A 26693-nucleotide genomic window follows, 5' to 3' on the forward strand; every position below is an offset into this window, starting at 1 on the left:
AAAAACAATAAATTCGCAACATAGAAACTAAAAGACTTTGTCCGAAAAATAAGGATCGCAATGAAACCAAAAATTCATTTCTTTACAGAAGATATCGAGTTTAAATTAAAGAATAAAACAAATCTTAAAAAGTGGATTATCGAAAGTGTTGAAGCCGAGAGTTCATTTGTAGGAGAGTTGAATTTCATTTTTTGTTCGGATGAATACCTGTTAAAAATTAACCAGGAATACTTAAATCACGATACTTATACTGACATCATTACTTTCGATAACAGTGAGGAAGATGATGAAATTTCTGGCGACATATTTATCAGTGCAGAAAGAGTTACTGAAAACGCTTCTCAGCTTAATATCGATCCTCAAACAGAATTACATCGGATAATTATTCACGGCGTATTGCATCTTATAGGGTTTCTTGATAAAGCACCAAAGGATAAAGCGCTAATGACTTCAAAGGAAGATCATTATTTAAATAGGCGCAATTTCTAAATAAATAAAGAGGTTTCCTTTTTAAATCAACAATTTATCTTTTAAACAAAAAAGCTATTCCGAAGTGGAATAGCTTTTTTGTTTAATTAAAAGTGACTCTGCTTTATTAGTAGAATTAGTCGCGGCTTCCAAATAAGAAGCTTGCATAATAAAGCAAAGTTGCCAATGAAGACAAGGCTGCAACCACATAGGTCATAGCTGCCCATTTTAAGGCATCTTTAGCGCCGCTATGCTCAACACTGTCGCCCATAACACTCGGATTTAACTGAAGCCATGCCAATGCTCTTTTAGATGCATCAAACTCAACCGGCAAAGTAATGAATGTAAACATTGTTGTAATTGCCAAAGCACCTACACCAATTGCTAATACCAGTGGATTACCAGATGAGAAGAACATTAAAACACCAATGATCAATACAACGGATGTCATTTTGGATGCAATATTAACCATCGGAACCACAGCAGAACGCAATGTAAGCCATGAATAAGCTTTAGCATGCTGAACTGCGTGTCCGCATTCGTGAGCGGCAACTGCAGCTGAAGCAACGCTTCTACCTTCATAAACTTCCGGACTTAAGTTAACAGTACGGTCGGCTGGATTGTAATGATCGGATAATCTTCCCTCGGCCGATAATACCTGAACATCATAGATGCCATTGTCGTGCAGCATTTTTAAGGCAATATCTTTTCCACTCATTCCGCTTGCTAACGGAGTTTCTGAGTATTGCTTAAATTTGTTTTTAAATCTCCACTGTACTGCGAAACTTATAATCGCAATTGCGATAAACAATATCATTCCCATATTTTCTTTCTATTTTTTTAAATTTCAATTTTATACTGACTAACTATCAAATTATATACCGTTGTAAAAATAACAGAATAAATGAGCAAAAAACGCGCTCTTAAGTAATATTTTAATTATTAAGACTGATAAAGCCACTTATAAAAGATAAATACTGACAAAATAACAGGAGTTCTATTTCATCATCAATTTTATTACCTTTGATTTTACTAATATTTTTATCAAATGGATTATTTAATCATTGCTCTTCTCTTTATATTATTTTTATTCGTGGCTTTATTATTCTTTAAAAAATCAGGCAATAAAAAGGATAATGAAAGCATTGAACTTGATCTGATAAAAAAAGAACGCGATGATCTGACAATACAGCTGGCAAGATCAGAACAAGAAGTTATTAGTTTGCAGGAAGAAAAGAAGAATATGCTTGCTCTTTTAAAGCAGGATAATGAACAATTGCGCATTGATTTAGCAAGAGAAAGAGATGAGCATATTCAGGCACAAAAGCAGTTAGAAAAAGTCAATTCTTATTTTAATGCTCAAACTGAAAAAATAAATGAGCAGAAAGAAGAGATTAAATCTATTAAAGATCAATTGAATAAAGATTTTGAATTGATTGCCAATCGTATTTTACAAGAGAAATCAGATCGTTTTACAGAATCAAATCATAAAAATCTATTTCAGATATTGGATCCATTAAAGGAGAACCTTAAAACCTTTGAAGCAAAAGTAGACAAGGTTTATAATGAAGAAACCAAAGATAGAAATTCATTAAAAGGTGCTGTAGAATTATTGATTGAACAAAGTAAACAAATACAGGATGAGGCAAATAGTTTGACGAGGGCGTTAAAAGGCAATAATAAAAAGCAAGGAAACTGGGGAGAAGTTATTTTAGAACGTGTATTGGAAAGATCAGGCTTATTGAAAGATAGAGAATATCGTTTACAAGCTAGTTTTACAGATAGTGAAGGGCAACGATTACAGCCGGATGCTATTATTGATTTACCTGATGATAAAAACTTAATAATAGACTCGAAGGTATCATTGATTGCTTATGAAAGATGGATAAATAGTGAACTTGAAGAAGAAAAATTGGAGTATGCAAAACAGCATCTTCAATCGGTTAAAAACCATATTATAGAGCTTTCTTCAAAAAATTATTGTGATATCTATCAAATCAATTCTCCTGATTTTGTATTGCTATTCATTCCTATTGAATCTTCCTTTAGTATGTCTATTAGTTTAGATGGCGACTTATTTAATTTTGCATGGGATAGACGAGTAGTAATTGTTAGTCCGTCGACTCTTTTAGCAACTTTAAGAACCATTGCTGGTTTATGGAAACAAGAACGTCAAAACAGAAATGTAATTGAAATTGCCAGGGAGGCCGGATTATTATATGATAAATTTGTAGGCTTTACCGAAGATATGGATAAGGTAGAAAAGCAAATTAATTTACTTAGCCGCACGCATGATGATGCCCGCAAGAAATTAGAAACCGGTCGGGGTAATATTATCTCTAAGATTGAAAAGCTTAAAACATTGGGAGCAAAAACTAGTAAAGGATTGGATCCAAAATATTTGGATGAAGATTTAATGGATTAAGCTCAAATAATCTATTAATCTTCCTCTTTCTTTTTAAGTGAATTCCAGCCTTGAGCAATTAAAGGGTGTACTTTATTAGACTTAGAGATCATATCACATCCTGCCGATGGTTCAGTAATATGCCCGATAACAGTTATATCTAATAAACCTTTAACCTTATCATAATCACTTTGTGGAATTGTGAATAAAAGTTCATAATCTTCACCTCCACTTAAAGCACAAACGGTAGGATCTAAACCAAATTCGAAAGCAGTATCGTAGGTCATTGGATCAATGGGAATCTTTTCTTCATAAATTTTACAGCCTTTATCAGATTGTTTACAAATATGAAGTATTTCTGATGCCAAACCATCGGACACATCAATCATAGAATTTGGAAGTATATCTTTTTCTGCTAATAACTCTACAATATCTCTTCTTGCTTCGGGTTTTAATTGTCTTTCAACAATGTAATCTTTCCCTTCTAAATCAGGTTGGATATTCGGGTTATCCAAGAATATTTTCTTTTCACGTTCCAGTAGTTGCAAACCTACATAAGCACCTCCTAAATCGCCTGAAACACATATTAAATCACCTTCTTTTGCTCCATTACGATAGACCACTTTAGATTGATCAACATAACCAATACTGGTTACACTAATAACTAAACCTTGTGCTGAGGCAGAAGTATCTCCTCCTACTAAATCAACATTGTATTTTTTACAGGCTATTAGAGCTCCTTCATAAATTTCCTCAACAGCTTCTAATGGAAATTTACTGGATAGACCAATGGAAAAAGTGATTTGAGATGCTATACCATTCATGGCATAGATATCACTTAAATTAACCTGAACGGCTTTATATCCCAAGTGTTTTAAAGGTACATAGCGTAAATCAAAATGTATACCTTCTAATAATAAATCAGTTGAAATTAGTGTTTTTTTATCGGCAAAATCTAACACTGCAGCATCGTCACCAATGCCTTTAATGGTCGATTTTTCATTCGGTATAATTGATTTTGTTAAATGATCAATTAAACCAAATTCGCCTAATTCTTCTAAATTCGTTCTTTCTTTATTATCAAACATATTATTTATTTCTAATGGAATTATAAACCTAATTGAGCTGATATTTCAAGCATTCTTTCAATCGGTTTTCTGGCACGCTCTATAACTTCCGGTTCTAAATCAATTTCAGGAAGCTCGTACTTCATGCAATTATAAAGCTTTTCAAGAGTATTTAATTTCATATGCGGACAATCATTACATGCACATGCATTATTTGGAGGTGCAGGAATGAAAGTCTTACCAGGATTGGCTTTTTGCATTTGATAAATAATACCACTTTCTGTCGCTACAATAAATGTTTGAGCTGGATTTTCTTTGGTATATTTTAATAATCCTGATGTTGAACCAATATAATCAGCATTTTGGAGGATATGATTTTCACATTCAGGATGTGCTATTAATTTTGCTAGTGGAAATTCCTCTCTTAATTTGTTAATTTTTTCTTGAGAGAATATTTCATGAACCATACAGGCACCATTCCATAAAACGATATCTGTTCTACCTGTTTTTTTAATTACATAATCACCTAAGTTCTTATCAGGACCAAAAATAATATTTTGATCTAAAGGTAAACTTTGAACAATCTGAACAGCATTGGATGAAGTACAAACAATATCACTCAAAGCTTTTAATTCTGCTGTACAGTTTACATAGGTAATAACCAGATGATCTGGATATTGCTCTTTAAATTTTGCAAATAAATGTGGCGGACAGCTATCTGATAATGAACAACCTGCCTTTAAATCAGGTAGTAAAACTTTCTTTTTTGGAGATAATATTTTAGCAGTTTCTGCCATAAAATGAACACCGGCAAAAACGATAACATCTGCTTCTGTTTTAGCTGCTTCTTGAGATAATCCTAAACTATCTCCAATATAATCAGCAACATCTTGTATTTCAGAATCTTGATAATAATGCGCTAAAATAACTGCATTCTTTTCAATTTTTAATTGCTTAATTGCTTCTACTAAATCTAATGAAGGATCAATTGCTTCGTCAACAAATCCTTTTTCATTTAAATCTACTTCGTAAGTTTCCATTTTTTATTTTAAACCCTTTCACAAAAATACACAAAATAATGAATTCAATATTTTCATCTTTTAACATGACAACAATAGTAAAAACTATTTTATATAAAATTCTTTTACTGTTTATTATGGTGTTGGTAATGTTGAGAAGAAGTATCTCTATTATTTTGAAATTTACTTATAGTTTTAAACTAACAATTTCTTAACATTATTATGACACTTAATTACTTGAATCTCAATTACTATTTATTTACCCACTATCTTTAACAATTATAGATGTGAATTTCTTTGTTGTAAGAAAAGCGTGTATAACTGATAGTTTTTCTTGTATAACTTTTTGTTTTTTGTAGATAGTTTTTGATTTAATGTCAATTTTTTGATTTCTAATTATTGTCTAACGATTAGTTCACATAAATTTCACACCTTTATGCTAGTTATCCACTAAAATGTTAAAAGATATTTTAATTTAATTTTTTAAAATGAATGATGTTGATTTCTTAGTTGTAGGATCGGGTATTGCCGGGCTTAGTTTTGCTTTAAAAGCTGCCAAACATGGTAAGGTTCTTATCATTACAAAATCTAATGAGGATGAATCAAATACAAAATATGCGCAGGGCGGTGTAGCGGCAGTTGTGGATAAGTCTGACTCGTTTGAGAAGCATATAGCTGATACTCTGAATGCTGGAGATGGTTTGTGCGATAAAAAAATTGTGGAAATCGTTGTGAAGGAAGGTCCTTCCAGAATTGATGAAATTATAGAGTATGGAACCCACTTTGATAAGACGCTTAAAGGTAAATATGATTTAGCGAAAGAAGGCGGGCATTCAGAGAATAGGATCCTTCATTATAAAGATATAACAGGATTTGAAATTGAACGGGCTTTATTAGCTAAAGTACATGAGAATGAGAATATTACTATTTTCACTCATTATTTTGCTGTTGATTTTATTACTCAATATCATTTAGGAAAACACGTTGATAAGTATTCTCAGGATATTAATTGTTTTGGTATTTATGCTCTTAATACCAAGGAGAACAAAGTTGAGAAGTTTTTGAGTAAGGTTACAGTTATTGCAAGTGGTGGAGCGGGACATATTTATTCGAGTACTACTAATCCTGTTATTGCTACTGGCGATGGTATTGCAATGGTTTATAGAGCAAAAGGAAAAGTTAGAAATATGGAGTTTATTCAATTTCACCCAACGGCTTTATATAATCCGGGAGAGTATCCTGCCTTTTTGATTTCTGAAGCTTTACGTGGTTTTGGAGGAGTTCTTAGAAGATTGAATGGTGAAGAGTTTATGTTTGAATATGATAAAAGGGGTTCATTGGCACCTCGGGATATTGTAGCACGTGCCATTGATTCGGAAATGAAAAAGTCGGGTGAAGATTATGTTTATTTAGATATAACGAGTAAATCTAAGAATGAACTGTTAACTCATTTCCCTAATATTTATGCAAAGTGTTTAAGCATTGGAATTGATTTAAGTAAAGATTTTGTTCCGGTAACACCAGCTGCTCATTATTTATGTGGTGGTATATATGTGGATGAAGTAGGGCAAACAAGTATTAATCGCTTATATGCTTGTGGAGAATGTGCATCTACAGGCTTACATGGTGCGAATAGATTGGCTTCTAATTCTTTATTAGAAGCTACAGTATTTGCACATCGTATTTATGAAGATGCTATTAAAAAGTTTGAGTCTTATACGGTTCCTGATAATATTCCGGATTGGGATTCATCCAATACACAATTGTCGAATGAAGATATCCTGGTAATCCATAACCTACGTGAAACTCAGAAGATTATGAGTGATTATGTAGGAATTGTAAGATCTGATTTCCGATTAGATAGAGCTATCAGAAGATTGGGCCTTATATATGAGGAAACAGAAAGTTTCTATAAGAATACGAAGCTTTCTGTTAAATTGTGTGAAGTCAGAAATGTAATTCAGGTAGCTTATATTGTTATTAAAAGTGCTATGCTACGTAAAGAAAGCAGAGGACTACATTATACAACGGACTATCCGAAACATGCTGAAGAGGTTCATGATACCTTATTTTAATTTAGATCTATATAAAAAATATGGCTTTAATTCTTCCTGTTAAAGGTGTACATCCGGTTATTCCGGAGAATTGTTTTGTTGCTGAAAATGCTACTATTGTGGGTGATGTACGATTAGGCGAGAATTGTTCTGTTTGGTTTAATGCTGTTATTCGTGGTGATGTAAATCTTATTAGAATCGGGCATCATAGTAATGTTCAGGATGGTGCTGTTATTCATTGTACTTATAAAACAGCTTCTACTACCGTAGGAAATTATGTTTCTATCGGGCATAATGCGCTTGTACATGGTTGTGTTATTGAAGATCATGTGTTGATAGGAATGGGAGCCATTGTGATGGATCATGCTCTTGTAAGAGAGTATGTTATTATTGCTGCAGGTGCTATTGTTTTAGAGAATACAGTTTGTGAGTCTGGATTTATTTATGCCGGTATACCTGCACGTAAAATTAAGCCTATCAGTGATAAGCAAAAAGCTATGTTGAATACATTACCTCATAATTATGTGATGTATTCGAGCTGGTTTGATTAGAATATTATTCGTCTTCTTTAGGCGTAATGGTTCCTGATTTTATAAAGGGTTCTTCTGTGCCATTATTTTCAGGATTGGTTTCTTCTTCTATTATGTCTGGCTCTGGTTTTGGTTGAGGCAGATTATTGATAGTTCCTTTAGCAGGAACGGTAACGATTTCTTCTTGCTCCCAATTTGGCCTGATGGTTATTATTTTATTCCAATACCAGAGTTGTTCCGGCTGCCTTTTTTCTGCAAGATTTCCAGTATCCCATATTTGATTGGCATTATCATCGTAGATTACTCTGACCGAATAGTTTCCGCCCGGGAATTGCTTGTAACTTATTTTTTGCGAAGAATTTATTGTATGTACAGTTGCTACCTGGGTTTTATCTTCTTTTATTAATTCAATGATATAATTGTTAGAATCTGGTAATTGTACATTTAAAATGATATCGCCGTAGTTTTCGGTATCATCAAATGTAAATTTTCTTTGTCCGGCTTGAGATTTTTCTCCAAAATGACCAATAAATGCACCCTCTTCTAATTCCAATAAATAGGTTCTTCTTGGCCGCCAACGGTAAGTTAAATTTGCTTTTCGTTGATTGTTATTATCTAACGTAAGTTGAAAATTATTTACACGAATGGTATCTTCGAGTAGTTTTATTTTTGAAATGTCTGCAGATTCTATAGGCGCAGCAGCTGTAAATACCACGTTTTTAATCGCATCAACACGTTGTGTGGATAGATTATCAGATATAAGTATAGCACGTTCGTATTTATCGTTTTTATTTCGTCTTAATAGTATGGTATCTAAAGGTATAGAGTTTTGACTTAGTTCTACTTCGAGGGTGTCAAAAGTTAGTTCGGGCAGCCATATAAAAGCGCTATCGCGCATTTTGGTGAATTCTGTTATTTTGTTTTCATCTAATCTGGTATTGTTTAAAATTCTTAAGCTTGGATCTGCTACCGGTTTATTGAAAGACAATAAGATTCTTCCGGTAGGTTCAATTTTCCTCTCCATCACTCTGAAGTCGGCAGGTATTTCTTTAAAGGTACTTAATTTGATTCCGCTTATATTTTTATCTAAGACTATGCTGTCTTTTAAAAAGCCTATTTCTTCATCCGGACTGTTATAGATACGATCGTTGTTGTTTTCTTTTAATGCATAAATACGATAAGTATTTTCGCTTAGGTTCTTGAACTGAAAGTTTCCTGAACTATCTGTTCGTGTAAATATATTAGCTTTTCGTTTTCCAAATATTGAATCCTGCTTAATAGGAATTAATAAAACGACTATATCTTTTTCTGGTTCCAGAATATAAGAGCTTATCACATTTCCTGATAATGTTAGAGAATCTATTTCATCACCCGTTGAAAAAACATAGCTGTAATTGAGAAGTGGATTTGATTCATTAACATCAACCAATCCTTTTCCAAAATTCAAAGAGTAGGTAGTATTTTCTGCGAGTGTATCGGGTAATTTAATAAACAATGATTTCTTTTTAATTCTTAGCTCAGGTGTAGCATCGACGTCTGGGGAGATACTAAACTCTGTAAACTCATTATTTAATTTTACATACTCGTCGAATTCAATTTCAATTTCGCGAGTCGTAAAATTCTTTGTAAGATTGGCAGGTGTTTCTTTTACTATTTTTGGAGGAATAGAATCTCTAGGTCCTCCGCTGGGCTGTTGCATGCTTGCACAACCAGAAATAAAGGCTGACATGATAAATAAGAACATCAAAAAGCATAATATTTGATTTAAGCTTATTTTTAAGCGATTTAAGCCATTTTCATACTTTTTGATATTATACCTCATTTCTTTTAAATTAATTAATTCTGTGCTTTTTAAATAGGTCGGTTTTTATTATAATTAACTTACTGAAAATAAGCTGTTTATGATAAATGAACGACTAAAACTGAAATATCTGAAGGAGTAACGCCTGAAATCCTGGATGCTTGTCCAATTGTTCGTGGTTTTACCTTATTTAATTTTTCTCTTGCTTCTTTAGATAAGGAGTTCAGTTTTGAATATTCAAAATCTGGATTGATCATTTGATCTTCCATCTTTTTCATTTTATTGATCAGTTCGAATTCCTTTTGAAAGTAGCTTTCATACTTAACTTTTATTTCGGCTTGCTCAATTGTTTCTTCATCGAATTTATTTAATAGTACTTTAAACTCTGCATTTGAATTGGCAAGATCGTAAATATTAAGCTGAGGTCTCGTTAAAAGATCAACCATTTTCTTGTTTTGTGTTAAGGGGCTATTATTGTTTTCAACAAGAATTGGGTTGATTAAATCTTTATCGATTGATGTTTTTCTTAAGTAGTTTATTATCGTATTTGCATTTTCTACCTTTTCGTTTACTTTATCAAGTCTGTCTTGTGAGACCAAACCTAGTTTATGAGCTAATGGAGTTAGGCGTTCATCTGCATTATCTTGACGTAATAATAAGCGATGTTCTGCACGAGAGGTAAACATACGATAAGGTTCTTCTGTTCCTTTGGTTACCAGGTCGTCAATAAGAACACCTATATAAGCTTCGCTTCTTTTAAGGATAAGTTCATGCTGATCGTTTATTCTTTGATGTGCATTAATACCTGCTATCATTCCTTGACTGGCAGCTTCTTCATAGCCGGTTGTTCCATTAATTTGCCCTGCAAAGAAAAGATTTTTGATTAAGAAGGTTTCCAGTGTTGCGTCTAATTGCATTGGTGGAAAGAAATCATATTCAATTGCATAGCCAGGACGGAACATCCTTGCATTTTCGAAGCCAGGGATCTTTCTCAGAGCTTTGTATTGAACATCTTCAGGAAGGGATGTAGAAAAGCCATTAACATAAATTTCTACTGTATTCCAACCTTCCGGTTCTACGAATATCTGATGTCTGTCTCTTCCTGCGAATCTGTTTATTTTATCTTCAATGGAAGGGCAATAACGCGGACCTAGTCCTTTTATCCTGCCTGTAAACATTGGAGATTTTTCAAAGCCTTCTTTTAAGGTTTCATGTACACTTTCGTTGGTATAAGTAATCCAACAGCAACGTTGTTCTTTAGGAGTTTCAACATCGGTATAGGAGAATTTGCCTTTTTTATCGTCTCCCCATTGCTCTTCCATTAAAGAATAATTAAGGCTTCTGCCATCAACCCGTGGAGGTGTTCCGGTTTTCATTCTTCCTGCTGTAAAGCCTAAGCTGATCAGTTGTTCTGTAAGTCCGGTAGCTGCTTTCTCTCCTGCCCTGCCTCCGCCAAATCTTTTTTCACCAATATGAATTAACCCATTTAGGAAAGTTCCATTGGTTAACACAACAGAGTCTCCCGGTATTTCTATTCCTAATGATGTTTTTACCCCTACTGCTTTTCCGTCTTTTACCAGTATTTCATTTACTGTGTCTTGCCAGAAATCTATATTATCTCTGCTTTCAAGCTGAAGGCGCCATTCTTCTGAGAAACGCATTCTGTCATTTTGCGTTCTCGGACTCCACATAGCAGGTCCTTTTGATTGGTTTAGCATCCTGAATTGAATGGTGGTTTTATCAGCAATAATACCTGATAGGCCTCCCATTGCATCAATTTCGCGTAATATTTGACCTTTAGCAACACCACCCATAGCAGGATTGCAGCTCATTTGCGCAATAGTTGTCATATTCATGGTAACCAATAGTACGCTTGAACCTAGATTGGATGCTGCAATGGCGGCTTCGCAACCGGCATGTCCTCCTCCAACAACAATTACATTATATTTCTTAAACATGGTATTTTAATAATAGTTCCACGTGAAACATTTTGTATAATGTTCCACGTGGAACGTTAATTTTCTTTTTCTAATAAAGCGAACCAACGCTCTTCTTTTTGAGATAATTCTTTATTTAAAGTTTCAACCTCTTGTGCGATCTCTATTAATAAATTATGATCGCTTACTGTATTCATTGTTTCCGACTTCTCTTGAATTTTTTCTTCAAGTTGAGGAATTTCTTTTTCGAGTGCCTTTAGCTCTTGTTTTTCTTTAAAGGTAATTACATTCTCTTGAACTTTTAATACAGGCTTCTCAATAATTATATCTTGTTTATTGTTTTTTGTAGTTCTTTCTTTTGCTTCCTTTTCTTCTAGTTCCTGTTCAATTTTATAATCAGAATAGTTTCCATTGTAAACTTTAAGTTCTGGCGAATCTGTAAATATGAATAGCTGATCAGTTAAACGGTCTAATAAATATCTATCATGTGAAACAAGAATTAGAACACCCGAATAGTTTTCTAAAAACTCCTCCAATACATTTAACGTATCAATATCCAGATCGTTTGAAGGCTCATCCAAAATTAAGAAATTTGGATTGGTGATCAGAACGCGTAATAGCTGTAAGCGTTTTTTCTCACCACCACTTAATTTGCTTACAAATCCGAATTGCTTTTCTGGCGGAAATAAGAAATGAGTTAATAACTGAGAAGCACTGATGAGATCTCCATTAGCCATCTTAATGAATTCTGCAATGTTTTTTACGATATCAATTACGCGTTCATTTTCATTTAGTTTTAAACCGAGCTGACGATAATAGCCAAACACAGTAGTCTCACCTTTAACCACGGTTCCATGATCTGGTTCTAGAATACCTGTTATCAAATTTAAAAAAGTAGACTTCCCTGTCCCATTCTTTCCTGCTAAACCAATTCTGTCTCCCTTTTTGAACGTATATGAAAAATCATCAATGATAACGTGCTTGTTAAAGGACTTGCTCAAGTTGTTTACTTCAAGGATCTTTCCTCCTTGTCTGGATATCTTAACGCTTAATTGAACAGACTCTTTTACGTTCTTATTTTGAGTTTTCTCTTCAAGGTCATAATAGGCGTCAATGCGTGATTTTGATTTTGTTCCCCTGGCTTGAGGTTGACGTCGCATCCATTCAAGCTCCTTTCTTAAAAGATTTTGATTTCGCTCTAAAGCAATGGATTCACCAGCTTCACGTTCCTCCTTTATATTCAGGAAATTGTCGTATTTTCCTTTATAGGTATATATTTTTCCTTTATCCAGTTCTCTTATTTCTGTACATATGTTGTTCAGGAAATAGCGGTCATGGGTAACAAAAATGAGTGTTTTCTGTTTGGTAGTTAAAAGCTTTTCAAGCCACTCGATGGTTTCAATATCCAGGTGGTTGGTTGGCTCATCCAGTATATAAACGTCGGGTTCGTTAATTAATAGCTTAGCAAGGGCCAGCCGTTTTTGTTGTCCGCCAGATAAATCCTTTATTTCTTGATCTAGATTTTTTAACCCCAATCTGCTTAATACGGTCTTAATATGATATTCATATTCCCAAGCATTAGAAGCACTAAGTTTCTCCGTTACTTCTGCAAGTTTTTCTTCTTGAATAGGATCCATCTCAATTAATCTCTCGTATTCTTTTATTAGTTGCTGTTGTTCGTTGTCAACGCTAAATACAAAGTCATTAATGGTTGTTAAACCCTCGAATTTAGGATCTTGTTCTAAATAGCCTATGTTAATTCCTCTTTCAGAAACGACCTTTCCGAGACTTGGGGTTTCTATTCCGGCGAGTATTTTAAGAAGAGTTGATTTTCCAGTCCCATTGATTCCCACTAATGCCACCCGGTCTCCCTTTTGTATTCCAAAAGAAAGATCTTTAAATAACCAACGATCACTATAAATATGACCAAGCAGTTCTGTTGATAAAATACTCACGTTAATTCTTTTATTATGTTTGATTGATAGATATGGATCCCTTTTATCTCCTTTTTCGCCTGCGACAACATGGCTTTAGCAATATCGGTTGCAGCTATGCTTCGATATTTCTTCAGAGAGCCTATAAGTAAGGGGTTAATTATATTAAAAATAAGTGTACTTATTTTTTCTAACGGACGGCTCTCATTTCTTTTACCAATGATGAGCGAGGGTCTATAAAAATGAATACCTTGGAAAGGTAATTTAGAAATATCGGCTTCTATTTCACCTTTCATTTTTAAGTAAGTACTTGATGATGAGGTGTTTGCCCCTAATGATGATACAAGATGAATGTACTTAGCCCCATTTTTAAGAGCTATTTTACTTCCCAACACAGGATAATCATGATCGATCTTATAATACTCTTTTTGATCGGGAGTCTTACTTTTTGTAGTTCCAAGGCATGAAAATAGAATATCTCCCTGCAAGCTATCTTGATTTTCTTCTAATTTTTCGAAAGTTGATATTATTTGAGTAAGTTTATTATTTGACAGGGATAGTTTTTTTCTAACTATTATGGTGACTGAAGAAAAATAAGGATCATTTAAGGCCAATTTCAGCAACTCACTACCTATCAAACCACTTGCTCCAAAAATTAAGGCTCGCATATTTTAATTATTAACGATGCAAAAATACACATTTCCATCGGAGGCATGATAATTGGATGTAAATCGTTTTAAAAAACACGAAATATTATGATGAATAGTAAAACCTATGAGACTGGGATTATTGGGAATTGTGCCTTTATGGCTCATGTAAAAAGGGATACTAATATCTCATGGCTTTGTTGGCCACGTTTTGATAGCTCGTTTGTATTTGGAAGTTTATTGGATGACGTGAAGGGAGGTGAATTCTCTATTTTGCCCATTTCTAAAGAGCATACATCAAAACAGTATTATATTGAGAATACGAATGTTTTACGTACTGAAATAACGAGTGAGGATGGAACGTATCGTGTAACAGATTTTGCTCCTCGATTCAGTCAGTATGACCGTTATTTTAAACCTTTAATGCTTGTTCGGAAGATTGAACCAATTGATAAGAATCCAAAGATTAAAGTTCGTTGCAAACCTGTTTATGATTATGGAAGATTGGAATTAGATAGCTATCAAGGGAGTAATCATTTGGTCTTTCAGGGCGGACCAGAACCTATTCGATTAACGACAAATATTCCTTTAAGTAATTTGACTGAAGAGCGGTCTTTTGTACTTACAGAAGCTAAGTATATTTTTCTTACCTACGGTAGTCCGTTAGAAGCTCCTATTGTTAGTACTGCAGAACATTTTTTGAGAGAGACAATTAACTATTGGCGTATATGGATCAAGCACTCCACGATCGCTCCGGTTTATCAGGAAGCAGTGATTCGTTCTGCGTTGGCTTTAAAAATTCATCAATTTGAAGATACAGGTGCAATCATCGCAGCAGGTACAACCAGTCTTCCCGAATCTGAAGGAAGCGGAAGAAATTGGGACTATCGTTATTGCTGGCTTCGTGATAGCTTTTATGTTTTAACAGCATTGAACCACATTGGCCAGTTTGAAGAAATGGAAGGCTATGCTAATTATATCGCAAATATATCTTTTGAAGCTAAAGGAAGGTTTCAGCCATTATATGGAATTACGGGTAAAAGAGAATTGACAGAGGAAATTCTGGATCATTTAGCAGGTTATCGGGGTAATCAACCTATTCGTATTGGTAATCAAGCTTATGAACACATTCAAAATGATGTATATGGACAGGCCTTGATATCTTTACTTCCTCTTTATACTGACCATCGTTTTGTTTTTAGAGAAAGAACAGATTCAAGCCAGTGGGTTTCGTTTTTATTAAACAAGATTGAGCAGACTATTGATGAAAAGGATGCAGGTATTTGGGAGTTTAGAAATTTCGCAAATCGACATAGCTATAGCAATTTATTCCAGTGGGCCGGTAGTAATGCTGCATTAAAGATCGGTATTGCGATTGAGGATACTCAAATACAGGAACGGGCACAAAGGTTGATTGACCGAGCTATAGAGCATATTGAGAAATGCTATGATCCTGAGCGTAAAGTTTATACCCATGCGGTTGATAGCCCTCATTTAGATGCAAGTACCCTTCAGCTTATATTGATGAATTATTTAGACCCTGCTTCTGAGCGGGCAAGAGATCATTTGATTGCTTTGGAAAAGGAATTAAAAACTCCTGAAGGATTGTTCTACCGTTACTTGCATTCTGATGATTTTGGCAAACCAAAGACCACTTTTCTGATCTGCGCATTTTGGTATGTTGAGGCTTTAGCAAGTGTAGGAAGAATTGAGGAGGCACAGGAGACTTTTGAAAAGTTATTAAGTTACGGTAATCATTTAATGTTATTTAGTGAAGATATTGATGAAAACGATGGCAGTCAATGGGGAAATTTTCCACAAGCTTACAGCCATGTCGGTTTAATGAATGCTGCTTATAGAATCTCTCAAAAGTTAGATAAGCCATCCTTCTTAACGAAACAAGAATAGTTAAGATGTGTAATTTTTTAGGGTTGTAATAAATATTGCAGAAGATTGCGCACCTCGTGAAAGTCTTCTAAGAAGTAACGAGCTGCTGATATATGGTTGCCTACCTTTATGCTAAAAGCATTTTCAGGTAAGGCTTTAAAGATATCCTCGTCAGTATAATCATCTCCTATGGCTAATATAAAATCATAATCTGATTTGTTTATTATGCTTGAAGTAGCTTTTCCTTTATTTACTTCTGAGTTCTTTACTTCAACAACTTTGTCTCCGTTTAAGAGTTGAAGACCATGAGTGGCTGTAATATAACGTAAATTGTCCATTAGTTCATTTGCTCTCAGGGATCCCAGTCCTTTTTGAACTTTTCGATAATGCCAGACCAGTGAATAGCTTTTTTCTTCGACAAATGCTCCAGGCGTTCGATCGCAAAATGCATCCATTAATAGATGGACCTCTTCTTTCCAGGACATCGATAAATCTGCCTTTTGTTTCCAGGGGCTTCCGGCCTTTTTTCTCCAGGCGCCATGTTCTGCAATCAGATCCAGCGCTTTATGACCAAACCATTTTTCCAGTGTCTCGTATTTTCTGCCACTAATTAATGCAGTATGGTTTCTTTTATCAAAAGTAAAACGATCAAGCAAATCGTAAAGATCATCATCTGGTGAGGCTAAGTCGATTTGGGTCTTAAACCCTACGAGAGTTCCATCATAATCTAAGAGTATTAACCTGTTTTTGGATGCGTTGAATTTTTCTTTAATCTGGTCTCTAATAGAGTCTTTAACCCTACCGGCTTTCATAGATAATTGCGTGCTTTTAATATCTTTTAACCGCTGCATATATATTTTAACCCAGTGGTAGATATTATATTTGAAAACCATTTGGCGCATGGCAATCATCCTCTCTCTCATTTCCTCTTCAGGCATATTTAAAGCCTCTATCAAAGCATTTTTAACCTTATGAATATTGTTTGGATTAACAATAATGGCATCTATGAGCTCTTTTGATGCACCAGCCATTTCACTAAGAATAAGTACGCCGGTATTGTCGTTTCGACTTGCAACATACTCTTTGCAGACTAAGTTCATTCCATCGCGCATAGGAGTAATTAAACATACGTCTGCGATATTGTATAGAGCAGAAAGGAATTCAACAGGATAACTTTGGTAAAAGTAGGCTATAGGATACCATTCAAGTTTTCTATAATGCGAATTGATATTTCCTACAATACGATCTATTTCATTTTTAAGACGCTGGTACTCTGCTACATTATCACGAGAGGGCACAACAATCATAAATAGAACCACTTTTTCGTGGTAGTCGGGATTCTCTTGTAAAAATAGCTCGAAAGCTTCAAGACGTTGAATAATCCCTTTGCTGTAATCTAAGCGGTCAATAGAAAGGAATATTTTTTGATTCTTGTAATGTTCTTTTAGGCTCTTAATATGTTCTATAACAGTCTCATCATTTGATAGGTCTGAAAACTTTTGAGCATCAATACCCATTGGGAAAGGCTCAACGCCAATTGCCCGGTCTCCCGATCGAATCATATTTCCATCAACATGAAGATCTAAAAGATGGGTTGCTGCGCTAATAAAGTGTCGAACATCATCGAATGTATGGAACCCAATAAGATCTGCACCTAGCATGCCTCTTAGTAGTTCCTTTCTCCAGGGAATTAATCGGAAAAGTTCTTGAGAGGGAAAGGGAATATGCTGAAAGAATGCAATAGATATATCAGGAAATTGCTTCCGTATAATTCCTGGGAGAAGTAATAGTTGGTAATCGTGTATCCATAAAGTATCTCCTGGCTCTAAATAGGATAAGATTACAGTAGCAAATTTCTCATTAACCTCTTTATAGGATTCCCAATTATCTGGATCGAAGCGAGCATAGGTGGAAATATAATGGAATACAGGCCATAATATTTCATTTGAAAAGCCTTCGTAATAATGTTTTATGTCGTTTTCTTCAAGAAAAACAGGAATGAGATTTAAATCTTTAAGTTTTTCAGTAACGTCTTTTTCCTCTTCTTCTCCAATGATCATTCCCGGCCAGCCGATCCATATATTATTGTTCTCTTTATAAATAGAACCTAATCCTGTAGCCAAGCCCCCTTCGCTTGAATTAAAAAGTAATTCATTATTTTCTTGTGTAATTTTTACTGGTAGACGGTTAGAAACTATGATTGTTTTGCCCAATTTTATTGTGTTTTATTTACTAATAAGACATAATATACATTAAAATGTTTGGAATTGGAGAAAATTCTTGAAGATACCTTACTTTTGTAAGATGCGGGTAATTCTGATTTTTACATTCGTTTTTTTAATTGGAATCATGCTTTTCTTTCGATATTATGAGAAAGCACCAAGAAGTTTTAAAAATTGGTTGGGAAGGTTAATAGGCATATTAGCGATTTTGGGGTGGATTTATTTGCTGATTAAAATAAGATGATTGTGAGGAAGATATAATTATTTAAATCATTATATCTTTATATAAATATTATCTATCTTTGCAGCCCCGCAGCATGTTGTTCCGGGAGATATGTTGAATACATAAATTAATTATCATGGCAACTAAAATCAGATTGCAAAGATTCGGTAAGAAAGGTAAGCCTTTTTACCATGTAGTAGTAGCAGATTCTCGTGCACCTAGAGACGGGAAATTTATTGAACGTTTAGGTTCTTATAATCCAAATACTAATCCAGCTACAATTTTATTAGATTTTGATAAAACTTTAGATTGGATGAATAAAGGAGCTCAGCCTACTGACACAGCTCGCGCTATTCTTTCTTATAAAGGAATTCTATATAAGAAACATTTACAAGGTGGTGTTAAAAAAGGTGCTTTCGATGAAGCAGTTGCAGAAGCACGTTTCGAAGAATGGTTGAAAGGAAAAGAGAGCAAAATCTCAGATAAGAAAGAAACTTTAGCCTCTAATAGTGCTGAAAGCAAGAAAGCTGCTTTGGTTGCAGAAGCTAAAAAGAAAGAAGAGATAGCTGCAGCAATTGTTGCTAAAAATACTCCTCCTGCTGACGAAGTAGCTGAAGAAGCAGAAGAAGCTCCAGTTGATTCAGAATCTTCAGAAGAAGAAACTCCTGCTGAAGAAGCATAAATTTCTTTTATACTTATAGAATGTCATTTCAAGAGAGTTTTCTTTAGAAATGACATTTTTTGTTAATACGCTATGGATTATAATGAAAGCTTCAAAATAGGTTATATTACCAAAACTCGCGGATTAAAAGGAGAGATTCAGTTATTCTTTGAATTTAAAGACCCTGACCTGCTTGATTTAGATCTGATTTTTATTGAAATAAATCGTCAGTTGGTGCCCTTCTTTGTTTCATCATATAAGCTGCAATCAAATAATACCGGATATTTTTTCTTAGAAGACATTGATCATATCGATAAAGCTCAAGAGCTGCTTCGAAAAAGTGTTTTTCTCCCTAATACTAAAATGCCTGAGAGAGAAGAAGGAGAGTTTTTGATTGAAGATTTGAAGGGTTTCAATGTTTTTGATAGTAATTACGGCGAGTTGGGTGTTATTCTCGAAATCAATGAATACCCTCAACAATTTGTAGCTACTGTTTCGTATCAATCTCAGGAGGTTTTATTTCCATTGAGCGATGATTTCATTGAAGAAATTGATGAAGAAAAGAAAGAGCTTCATATTAATTTACCCGATGGCTTGTTAGATGTATATTTGAATCAGTCTTAATTTGTAATCTTAATTTGCGATGCGTTTTGATATCATAACGGTATTACCTGGTTTACTCGAAAGCCCTTTTGGACATTCGATTCTACAGCGTGCGCAGAAAAAAGGTTTGGTTGAGATTGTGGTGCATAATTTAAGAGACTATGCAGAAAATAAGCAGAAAAGTGTAGATGACTACCCTTACGGTGGCGGCGGAGGAATGGTAATGTCTATACAACCATTTGCAAGTTGCATTGAGAAGTTGAAAGCTGAGCGTGATTACGATGAGGTTATATTTATGACCCCTGATGGGATTACGCTGAATCAGAGCGCAGCTAATGAACTTTCTATCCGTAAGAACATCATTATCTTATGCGGTCATTATAAGGGGATAGATCAGCGGATCCGGGATATTTATGTAACAAGGGAAATATCCATTGGTGACTATGTTTTATCCGGAGGAGAGCTTCCTGCTGCTATTCTGGTAGATGCTGTTGTTAGATTGATCCCTGGCGTATTATCAGATGAAACATCTGCTCTGTCTGATTCCTTTCAGGGAGATCTTTTAGATGCGCCGATTTATACTCGTCCGGCAAATTGGAATGGCCACATGGTTCCTGAAGTTCTATTGAGTGGGAATCAATCGGTCATTGAAAATTGGCGCTATGAGGAGGCTTTACAGAGAACGAGAGACAGGCGTCCTGATTTACTGGACAATTAATTTTGTGAAAGATGAGATTGTTAAATATATTTTAAAATAAGCATTTAAAATCTCGAAAAAAATAACTAATATTGCAATCCGATTTTTACGGGTTAAAAATCGTCATTAATTACTTACAATCATGGATTTAGTAAAGTTTGTAGAAGAACAAGCGGTAACAAGAAACGAAGTTCCCGCATTTAGAGCAGGTGATACAATTAGTGTTCACTATAAAATTCGCGAAGGAAATAAAGAGCGTGTTCAGGTTTATCAAGGTGTAGTAATTCAACGTAATAGCGTTGGAACCAGCGAAACATTTACAGTTCGTAAAATGTCTAATGGTGTTGGTGTAGAACGTATCTTCCCTATTAATTCTCCAAATATCGAAAAGATAATGGTAAATAACTATGGAAAAGTTCGTCGTTCGAAGATCTATTACCTACGTGCCTTAACTGGTAAAGCTGCTCGTATTAAATCGAGAAGAGTTTAATAAAAGATATTTAAATGAAACAGCCCCATGAAAATCATGGGGCTGTTTTTTTGTTTCTTATTCTTCTCGTTTGCTTCCTTCATAAAGCTCGTATTCCATTAGCCGGCAATCAAGTCGGCCATTATAGAATTCGATTTTTCTAGCTGCACGCAATCCTATTTTCTTTGCCAATTCCGGATTTCCGGTGAATACGTAACCAAGGTACCCTTTGCAAGAGCCTTTAAGAAAGTCACCGATCTCTTTATAGGTTATTTCTAATTTGCTATGAACCCCTAGCCTTTCACCATATTCTGGGTTGAATACCACAACTCCATTTCCTTCCGGAATATCGGTTTCTTTGAAGTCACAAACAGTAAAATCAATTAATTTATCAACACCAGCTGTTTTTGCATTATTAATTGATATCTCTACTGCTTCTGCAGAAATATCAGAGGCTATTATCTTAGCTTGGACGTTTTTATGGATAGCAGCTTTTAATTGTCTGCGTTCTTCAAAAAAGACTTCTTCATCGTAGCCTAGAATATGCATAAAGGCATAATTCATTCGAAAAAGACCAGGTTTTCTGTTGCTGGCAATTAAAGCAGCCTCAATCGCTAGTGTTCCTGAACCACACATTGGATTAACAAAAAGAGATTCCATATCCCATTTTGTTGCGTATACCACGCCTGAAGCTAAAGCTTCTAGCATAGGCGCTTTCCCTGGGTGCTTGCGGTATCCATGTTTAGCTAAAGTCTCTCCAGAGGAGTCAATATATATTTCGGCTTGATTCTCTTGCCAGTAAAGGTGTATTACTGTTTTGCTTAAATCCGGGCCACTATTTGGTCTTAGGCCTTTTCTTGCCTTGATACGATCGGCAATAGCATCTTTTACCTTTAGGTTAGCAAAGAGAGGGGTTGTAATGCTTTCGTTGTTAACATTGGAATTGATGGAAACATAGCCATTGAAATCAATGAGATCTTCCCATGCTATGGCTGCAACCTCACGGTATAGATCGTCGGCATTTTTAGCCTCAAAAGATTTAATAGAATATAATATCTGACTTGCACAGCGCAGGTTTAAGTTTAGCTTTATACATTCGGTAAGACTTGCTTTTAGCTCTACTCCTGTTGAGAAGGAACGACCGATTGAGAAACCTAAATCTTGAACTTCTTTTTGTAAATAAGACGCTAGCCTGTTATTACAAGTGATAATTACTTTGGATGGATTGTTGAAAACTTGCATAGATAATATTATGCGAAGGTACTCATAATTGTGACTTAAATTCCTTAATTTTACAGTTTATAACAGTAAATATTATGGAAATTACCGGAAAAGTACATGAAGTTGGCCAAGTGCAACAAGTTACAGACACTTTTAAAAAACGTGATTTAGTGATTCAATATGCAGAGAATCCACAATTTGTAGAATATATAAAATTTGAAGCAACTCAGGACCGGGTTAATCTTTTCGATAATTTGAATGCCGGAGATGATGTAGCTGTTTCGTTTAATCTACGAGGACGTCCATGGACAAATAAGGATGGAATAACATCTTATTTTAACTCTCTTGTAGCTTGGCGTGTGAATAAGGTTGCTGCTGGACAACCAGCTGCTGCAGCGCCATATAACGCTCCTGCTCCTGCAGATATATCTTCAGAGAATAACGAAGAGGACGATTTGCCATTCTAGAAATAATAATATTGCATGATAAGCAAAGAGCCTCCTAATTTAGGGGGCTCTTTGCTTATCATGCAATATTGGTCTGAAAATACAAAATTCAATAATTCAAGGTGTTAAATAATGTTAAATGACTTTTTTAGCCTCCTAGCTTCCGTATTTTTGTAATATATGAATCGTAAAAGTATCAGTCTTATTATTGGCTTAATGAGTGTAGCATTGCTTGGTGTTATGGCCATGCAATATTACTTTATACGGCAGTCCTATCATTTAAAGACTCAATTGTTTGATGAGTCTGTGATGGCGGCAATTAATACGGTTGCTCTTAAGGTTGAGAAAGATGAAGCATTACGGTTTTTGAATAACAAGGAATCTCGTGAGAATAAAGCCCGTGAGAATCAAGAAAATGAAGCCAGGCGATCATCGCAAGAAGAAGAATCGACGGCCTATGCCAATAGAATGAGGATGAAACAAGCTAAGCTTCGATCTGATTTTAAGGCTTTAGAGCAACAGGTAAAAAGACGCTATCCTGGTGCAGTTTTATTGGATAATGATTTTTATGAAACCTATATGAAAGACCCTGTATTGAGGTCTCATGTTAAATATGAGGTTACTATACAGCAGGCTTATGATGAAGCAGGAAGGGTTTTTCAACAACAGGAAATGGGAATCTATGCTGATAGAAAAGCAAGTCAGATAATAAAAGCAAAAGATGATAGCGTACGCTATTTTATTGTTGATCCTATTGTTGGTGAATTCGTTATTTCTTTACCCCCTCGTGTTGATGCCAAATTAGAAGGAGAAATTCGACAATTAGAGCAGCAGGCAAAAGTAAGAATGGCGAGCGTTTATATGGACTCGGTTAAAGCCAGCGGATCCAAAGAAGGGTCTGCATTAGAAAACTTAGCTGATGAGTTCGAGCGATCTAAGAAGTCTGTAATGCAACGGATCGATCCAAAGTTTATGGAAGAGGAGTTGAGGCAGGAACTTAAAGATAGGGAGATTGCTCTTGCTTTTAATTTTAATATAAGCAATGGCAAAAGAGATTCAATTATGTTTCAATTTGCAAGCAACAAAGCTGTTCCTGATGTAAACGAGGCATATACTACGGTTTTGTTTCCAAGCGATTTATCGGGAGAACGAGCCGTATTATCAGTTTTCTTTCCTGATAAATCATCGTTGTTGATGGGAAATATGAAGGTTATGTTAATCTCATCTGCAACCTTATTGCTGGTATTGATAGCTTGTTTTACTTTCACAATCCTCTCTATTATTAAGCAGAAGAAACTTTCAGCAATGAAAAGTGACTTCATGAATAATATGACGCATGAGTTTAAAACACCCGTAGCTACTATTATGATTGCGAGTGAATCTTTAAAGGATTCAGAGATTTCACAAGATCAATCGCGGGTTGCCAGATTAGCTGGAATCATTTATGATGAAAATATTAGACTAGGGAATCATATAGAACGCGTTTTAAACATTGCGCGAATTGAAAAAGGAGATCTGAAGCTTGAGTCAGAACCAATCGATATAAATGACTTGATAGGAACCGTTGTTGACAGCATGGCTTTGCAATTGCAAAAAAACAAGGTTGAAATTGAGTTTGATTTAAATACTGAGCCTCTGATTGTTCTGGGAGATGAACTACACTTGTCAAATGTAATCTTTAATTTAATTGATAATTCGATTAAGTATACCAACCATGCGCCTCATATTTATATTCAAACCAGATCTCATGGAAATCATGTGAACATCATTTTGAGAGATAATGGTATGGGTATGAACAGAGATCAGCTATCTAAGATTTTTGATCAATTTTATCGTATTCCTACAGGAAATATCCATGATGTTAAAGGTTTTGGATTAGGATTAAGCTATGTCCAGGATATTATAAAACGCATTGGCGGCACTATTAAGGTAAAAAGTGAAATTAATAAGGGCGCAGAATTTGAAATAACCATACCTTTATATAAACCTTAATTAAGCATGAGCAAAATCCTATTGGCAGAGGATGATCCCAATTTGGGTGATATTCTAAAAGAATATTTAGAACTTAAGGGAAAGTTTCAGGTCACACTTTGTACAGATGGTGAAGAAGCTTTGCGTGTATTTAATCGTGAGCAATTTGATCTCTGTATTTTAGATGTAATGATGCCCAAGAAAGATGGATTTACACTTGGTAAGGATATCAGAAAAGTTAATGACACAATCCCAATAATATTTGCAACGGCAAAGGGAATGATGGAAGATAAAACCATTGCTTTTGGTTTGGGAGGTGATGATTATATAACCAAGCCATTTCGTGTTGAAGAATTACTATTAAGGATAAATGCCCTGTTAAAACGTTCGGTAAATAAAGAGCAGCCAGAGCCTGAAGAAACAGCTACAACTTTTGAGATTGGTGAATATTTTTTTGATTACATGTCACAAGTAATCAAAAGAAAAGGTGAGCAGCAGAAACTTTCTACAAAAGAGGCAGAATTGTTACGGATGCTTTGTTTAAAGAAAAACGATGTTTTAACCCGGGAAGAGGCTTTGCTTAAGATCTGGCATGACGATAATTATTTTAATGGACGGAGCATGGATGTCTTTTTAAGTAAATTGAGAAAGTATTTGAAGGAGGATCCTAATGTTGAGATAGTTAATGTTCATGGAAAAGGATATAAGCTACTTATCAGTTAAGAGTGACTGTTGTTATTGTACCGTAATAAACATAATATTTGTACCTTTGTCCGCTTGGTATGTCCAATCTCTCCAGTTTAAATTCAGCAATCAATTTATTCACAATTGTTAAGTTTTAGACATTATGTCATGTTTAATAGGTTGAATTAAAGGTTTTTGAAAAGATGGATCGGGATTTGTTTAAAAATAAATTAGGGCATCCATAAATAATAAAGTAATTTGTTATATCGATATTATTATAAATGTTTGTGGAAAACCCGTAGTTCTTAAAATAGCTTATAATGGAAGATGATTATAATTTCGGCTTTTCCGATGACCCAAAGTTCTCTGTAGAGAGATATGAGGAGATGATCCGTAATAAGGATCAGTATTTTTTTGATTCACAAGCTTTTGAAGGGATTATTGACTTTTATATAGAAAAGAACGACCCTATAAAAGCATTACAAGTAGTGGATTATGCAGTTAGTCAGCATCCTTTTATTGCTATTTTCTTTATAAAGCAAGCTCAGCTGTTTACTTTAATCTCTCAAACTGATAGAGCCTTAAATGCTTTAAATAAAGCACAGGCACTGGAAGCTTCAGAGGTCGATATCTATTTAATTCGTGCTGGCATTCTCAGCATGCTTGAACGGTACGATGAGGCAATGGATGAACTGAATACAGCATTATCCTTATCTGAAAACGCAGTTGATGTTCATATGCAAATTGCTATGATGCTTCAGAGTAAAGGAGACTTTGAAGGTGCTATTGAGCATCTAAAGTTTTGTCTTGAAGATAATATGGAAGATCAGGATGCTTTGTATGAGCTGGCATTTTGCTACGATGTATTGGACCGCCATGAAGAAAGTATTGAGTTTTACATTCAGTATATTGATAGTGACCCTTATTCTTATGCCGCTTGGTATAATCTGGGAAATGCTTATCATAAATTAGAATTGTACGAGAAAGCTATTGATGCTTACGATTATGCAATCCTGATTAAAGAAAACTTTGCTTCAGCCTATTTTAATAAAGGAAATGCCTTGGTTAATATTGATAAATACGAAGAGGCAATAAAAATTTATAAAGAAACATTTGAGTTCGAACCCCCAAGTGCTGATACCTACTGTGCAATTGGTGAATGCTTTGAGAAGTTGGAACAAATGGAAGAAGCGCGTTCTTATTATAAAAAAGCAGTTAAGTTAGATCGCAATTTATCTGATGCCTGGTTTGGTATAGGAGTTACATTAGATTTTGAAGAACGTTTCTTTGAGTCCTTGCATTATTATAAAAAGGCATTAGACCTCGATGATCAGAATCCTGACTATTGGTTTGCCATTGCCGATGCTCGTTATAAACTTAAACAAATGGAAGAAGCTGAAGATGCATATCAGCAAGTGGTTGATTTGAACCCGATTGATATTGAAGCCTGGCTTGATTATTCTTCCATAATATATGAGCAGGATAGGCTTTCTGACGCAATTGGAGTAATATCAGAAGCAATAAAGCATAATCCCGATGCTGCAGAATTATATTACAGAATGGTAGCTTATCTTTTTGCTTCAGGACAGTATAATGAAGCTTTAAACTTTTTAGATATAGCTTTAAACATTGATACTGAAAAACGTCATATATTATTTGAATATTTGCCCCAATTACAAGACAACAAACTTATTGTTGATATTATTAAAAAATACACTACGTAGATTATCTGATTAATTAGTTAGCGG

General features: G+C 34.8%; 22 protein-coding genes. 13 read left to right on the forward strand and 9 right to left on the reverse strand.

Going from position 1 to position 26693, the window contains the following annotated elements; translation table 11 throughout:
• Positions 1–60 precede the first annotated feature (60 nt).
• The gene (gene ybeY / locus C8N28_RS07690; protein ID WP_132223348.1) at positions 61–489 is read left to right on the forward strand and encodes an rRNA maturation RNase YbeY; all 429 of its coding nucleotides are present in this window, start codon (positions 61–63) and stop codon (positions 487–489) included.
• Positions 490–604: 115 nt separating this feature from the next.
• On the opposite strand, the gene C8N28_RS07695 is transcribed toward ybeY, so the two are convergent.
• Positions 605–1291 (reverse strand): zinc metallopeptidase, encoded by a 687-nt coding sequence (locus tag C8N28_RS07695; protein WP_132223351.1) that lies wholly within the window; start codon positions 1289–1291, stop codon positions 605–607.
• A gap of 225 nt (positions 1292–1516) precedes the next feature.
• Here C8N28_RS07695 and rmuC point away from each other — a divergent pair, with 225 nt between their 5' ends.
• Positions 1517–2893 carry a DNA recombination protein RmuC gene (gene rmuC / locus C8N28_RS07700; protein WP_132223354.1) on the forward strand — a complete coding sequence of 459 codons (1377 nt, stop codon included), beginning with the start codon at positions 1517–1519 and terminating at the stop codon, positions 2891–2893.
• Between the two features lie 14 nt (positions 2894–2907).
• Here the strand turns inward: rmuC and thiL are convergent, their stop codons facing one another.
• Positions 2908–3960: a thiamine-phosphate kinase gene (thiL, locus tag C8N28_RS07705; RefSeq protein ID WP_132223357.1), complete on the reverse strand. Its 1053-nt coding sequence runs from the start codon at positions 3958–3960 to the stop codon at positions 2908–2910.
• Between the two features lie 20 nt (positions 3961–3980).
• Entirely contained in the window at positions 3981–4979 is a 999-nt protein-coding gene (gene nadA / locus C8N28_RS07710; RefSeq protein WP_132223360.1) for a quinolinate synthase NadA, read from the reverse strand.
• A gap of 467 nt (positions 4980–5446) precedes the next feature.
• On the opposite strand from nadA, the gene nadB reads away from it, so the two are divergent.
• Both nadB and C8N28_RS07720 read left to right on the forward strand, forming a co-directional pair.
• Positions 5447–7033, forward strand: a complete 1587-nt coding sequence (gene nadB / locus C8N28_RS07715; RefSeq protein ID WP_132223363.1) for an L-aspartate oxidase — start codon at positions 5447–5449, stop codon at positions 7031–7033.
• 20 nt (positions 7034–7053) lie between these two features.
• Entirely contained in the window at positions 7054–7563 is a 510-nt protein-coding gene (locus tag C8N28_RS07720) for a gamma carbonic anhydrase family protein (protein WP_132223366.1), read from the forward strand.
• A gap of 4 nt (positions 7564–7567) precedes the next feature.
• Here the strand turns inward: C8N28_RS07720 and C8N28_RS07725 are convergent, their stop codons facing one another.
• The 4 genes from C8N28_RS07725 to C8N28_RS07740 form a co-directional block, all read right to left on the reverse strand.
• Positions 7568–9364, reverse strand: coding sequence for an Ig-like domain-containing domain (locus C8N28_RS07725; RefSeq protein WP_132223369.1), 1797 nt, complete (start codon positions 9362–9364; stop codon positions 7568–7570).
• Between the two features lie 77 nt (positions 9365–9441).
• Positions 9442–11301, reverse strand: coding sequence for a tRNA uridine-5-carboxymethylaminomethyl(34) synthesis enzyme MnmG (gene mnmG / locus C8N28_RS07730; RefSeq protein ID WP_132223372.1), 1860 nt, complete (start codon positions 11299–11301; stop codon positions 9442–9444).
• A gap of 56 nt (positions 11302–11357) precedes the next feature.
• Positions 11358–13235, reverse strand: a complete 1878-nt coding sequence (locus C8N28_RS07735; protein WP_132223375.1) for an ABC-F family ATP-binding cassette domain-containing protein — start codon at positions 13233–13235, stop codon at positions 11358–11360.
• Positions 13232–13882 (reverse strand): oxidoreductase, encoded by a 651-nt coding sequence (locus tag C8N28_RS07740; RefSeq protein WP_132223378.1) that lies wholly within the window; start codon positions 13880–13882, stop codon positions 13232–13234. The genes C8N28_RS07735 and C8N28_RS07740 overlap by 4 nt, the downstream gene beginning before the upstream one ends.
• 90 nt (positions 13883–13972) lie before the next feature.
• Between C8N28_RS07740 and C8N28_RS07745 the strand changes: the two genes are divergently transcribed.
• A complete protein-coding gene (locus C8N28_RS07745) occupies positions 13973–15769 on the forward strand; it encodes a glycoside hydrolase family 15 protein (RefSeq protein ID WP_132224918.1) in 1797 nt (598 codons plus the stop codon).
• 17 nt (positions 15770–15786) lie between these two features.
• Here C8N28_RS07745 and C8N28_RS07750 read toward each other — a convergent pair whose 3' ends face one another.
• Entirely contained in the window at positions 15787–17961 is a 2175-nt protein-coding gene (locus C8N28_RS07750) for a bifunctional alpha,alpha-trehalose-phosphate synthase (UDP-forming)/trehalose-phosphatase (protein ID WP_132223381.1), read from the reverse strand.
• A gap of 368 nt (positions 17962–18329) precedes the next feature.
• Between C8N28_RS07750 and C8N28_RS07755 the strand changes: the two genes are divergently transcribed.
• The 4 genes from C8N28_RS07755 (at position 18330) to rplS (ending at position 20644) form a co-directional block, all read left to right on the forward strand.
• Complete coding sequence (locus tag C8N28_RS07755) at positions 18330–18875, forward strand: 30S ribosomal protein S16 (protein ID WP_132223384.1); 546 nt, start codon at positions 18330–18332, stop codon at positions 18873–18875.
• Between the two features lie 72 nt (positions 18876–18947).
• A complete protein-coding gene (rimM, locus tag C8N28_RS07760; protein ID WP_132223387.1) occupies positions 18948–19478 on the forward strand; it encodes a ribosome maturation factor RimM in 531 nt (176 codons plus the stop codon).
• Between the two features lie 19 nt (positions 19479–19497).
• The gene (gene trmD / locus C8N28_RS07765; RefSeq protein ID WP_132223390.1) at positions 19498–20175 is read left to right on the forward strand and encodes a tRNA (guanosine(37)-N1)-methyltransferase TrmD; all 678 of its coding nucleotides are present in this window, start codon (positions 19498–19500) and stop codon (positions 20173–20175) included.
• A 121-nt stretch (positions 20176–20296) separates the two neighbouring features.
• The gene (gene rplS, locus C8N28_RS07770) at positions 20297–20644 is read left to right on the forward strand and encodes a 50S ribosomal protein L19 (RefSeq protein ID WP_132223393.1); all 348 of its coding nucleotides are present in this window, start codon (positions 20297–20299) and stop codon (positions 20642–20644) included.
• A 57-nt stretch (positions 20645–20701) separates the two neighbouring features.
• On the opposite strand, the gene C8N28_RS07775 is transcribed toward rplS, so the two are convergent.
• Positions 20702–21865, reverse strand: a complete 1164-nt coding sequence (locus C8N28_RS07775; RefSeq protein ID WP_132223396.1) for a THUMP domain-containing class I SAM-dependent RNA methyltransferase — start codon at positions 21863–21865, stop codon at positions 20702–20704.
• Between the two features lie 74 nt (positions 21866–21939).
• Here C8N28_RS07775 and C8N28_RS07780 point away from each other — a divergent pair, with 74 nt between their 5' ends.
• From C8N28_RS07780 to C8N28_RS07795, 4 genes are all read left to right on the forward strand, one after another.
• A complete protein-coding gene (locus tag C8N28_RS07780) occupies positions 21940–22311 on the forward strand; it encodes a DUF3127 domain-containing protein (protein WP_132223399.1) in 372 nt (123 codons plus the stop codon).
• Positions 22312–22470: 159 nt separating this feature from the next.
• Positions 22471–24282, forward strand: coding sequence for a sensor histidine kinase (locus tag C8N28_RS07785; protein WP_132223402.1), 1812 nt, complete (start codon positions 22471–22473; stop codon positions 24280–24282).
• Between the two features lie 6 nt (positions 24283–24288).
• Positions 24289–24984 (forward strand): response regulator transcription factor, encoded by a 696-nt coding sequence (locus C8N28_RS07790; protein WP_132223405.1) that lies wholly within the window; start codon positions 24289–24291, stop codon positions 24982–24984.
• A gap of 281 nt (positions 24985–25265) precedes the next feature.
• On the forward strand, positions 25266–26669 hold the full coding sequence (locus C8N28_RS07795) for a tetratricopeptide repeat protein (protein ID WP_132223408.1): 1404 nt from the start codon (positions 25266–25268) through the stop codon (positions 26667–26669).
• Positions 26670–26693: the final 24 nt, after the last annotated feature.

It is taken from the genome of Albibacterium bauzanense, from assembly GCF_004339765.1.
GTDB lineage: Bacteria > Bacteroidota > Bacteroidia > Sphingobacteriales > Sphingobacteriaceae > Albibacterium > Albibacterium bauzanense.

What these genes read in the sequence shown, in the direction of transcription:
- ybeY (WP_132223348.1), top strand. Translation starts at nt 61, where the DNA reads ATGAAACCAAAAATTCATTTCTTTACAGAAGATATCGAGTTTAAATTA.
- C8N28_RS07695 (WP_132223351.1), bottom strand. Translation starts at nt 1,291, where the DNA reads ATGGGAATGATATTGTTTATCGCAATTGCGATTATAAGTTTCGCAGTA.
- rmuC (WP_132223354.1), top strand. Translation starts at nt 1,517, where the DNA reads ATGGATTATTTAATCATTGCTCTTCTCTTTATATTATTTTTATTCGTG.
- thiL (WP_132223357.1), bottom strand. Translation starts at nt 3,960, where the DNA reads ATGTTTGATAATAAAGAAAGAACGAATTTAGAAGAATTAGGCGAATTT.
- nadA (WP_132223360.1), bottom strand. Translation starts at nt 4,979, where the DNA reads ATGGAAACTTACGAAGTAGATTTAAATGAAAAAGGATTTGTTGACGAA.
- nadB (WP_132223363.1), top strand. Translation starts at nt 5,447, where the DNA reads ATGAATGATGTTGATTTCTTAGTTGTAGGATCGGGTATTGCCGGGCTT.
- C8N28_RS07720 (WP_132223366.1), top strand. Translation starts at nt 7,054, where the DNA reads ATGGCTTTAATTCTTCCTGTTAAAGGTGTACATCCGGTTATTCCGGAG.
- C8N28_RS07725 (WP_132223369.1), bottom strand. Translation starts at nt 9,364, where the DNA reads ATGAGGTATAATATCAAAAAGTATGAAAATGGCTTAAATCGCTTAAAA.
- mnmG (WP_132223372.1), bottom strand. Translation starts at nt 11,301, where the DNA reads ATGTTTAAGAAATATAATGTAATTGTTGTTGGAGGAGGACATGCCGGT.
- C8N28_RS07740 (WP_132223378.1), bottom strand. Translation starts at nt 13,882, where the DNA reads ATGCGAGCCTTAATTTTTGGAGCAAGTGGTTTGATAGGTAGTGAGTTG.
- C8N28_RS07745 (WP_132224918.1), top strand. Translation starts at nt 13,973, where the DNA reads ATGAATAGTAAAACCTATGAGACTGGGATTATTGGGAATTGTGCCTTT.
- C8N28_RS07755 (WP_132223384.1), top strand. Translation starts at nt 18,330, where the DNA reads ATGGCAACTAAAATCAGATTGCAAAGATTCGGTAAGAAAGGTAAGCCT.
- rimM (WP_132223387.1), top strand. Translation starts at nt 18,948, where the DNA reads ATGGATTATAATGAAAGCTTCAAAATAGGTTATATTACCAAAACTCGC.
- trmD (WP_132223390.1), top strand. Translation starts at nt 19,498, where the DNA reads ATGCGTTTTGATATCATAACGGTATTACCTGGTTTACTCGAAAGCCCT.
- rplS (WP_132223393.1), top strand. Translation starts at nt 20,297, where the DNA reads ATGGATTTAGTAAAGTTTGTAGAAGAACAAGCGGTAACAAGAAACGAA.
- C8N28_RS07775 (WP_132223396.1), bottom strand. Translation starts at nt 21,865, where the DNA reads ATGCAAGTTTTCAACAATCCATCCAAAGTAATTATCACTTGTAATAAC.
- C8N28_RS07780 (WP_132223399.1), top strand. Translation starts at nt 21,940, where the DNA reads ATGGAAATTACCGGAAAAGTACATGAAGTTGGCCAAGTGCAACAAGTT.
- C8N28_RS07785 (WP_132223402.1), top strand. Translation starts at nt 22,471, where the DNA reads ATGAATCGTAAAAGTATCAGTCTTATTATTGGCTTAATGAGTGTAGCA.
- C8N28_RS07790 (WP_132223405.1), top strand. Translation starts at nt 24,289, where the DNA reads ATGAGCAAAATCCTATTGGCAGAGGATGATCCCAATTTGGGTGATATT.
- C8N28_RS07795 (WP_132223408.1), top strand. Translation starts at nt 25,266, where the DNA reads ATGGAAGATGATTATAATTTCGGCTTTTCCGATGACCCAAAGTTCTCT.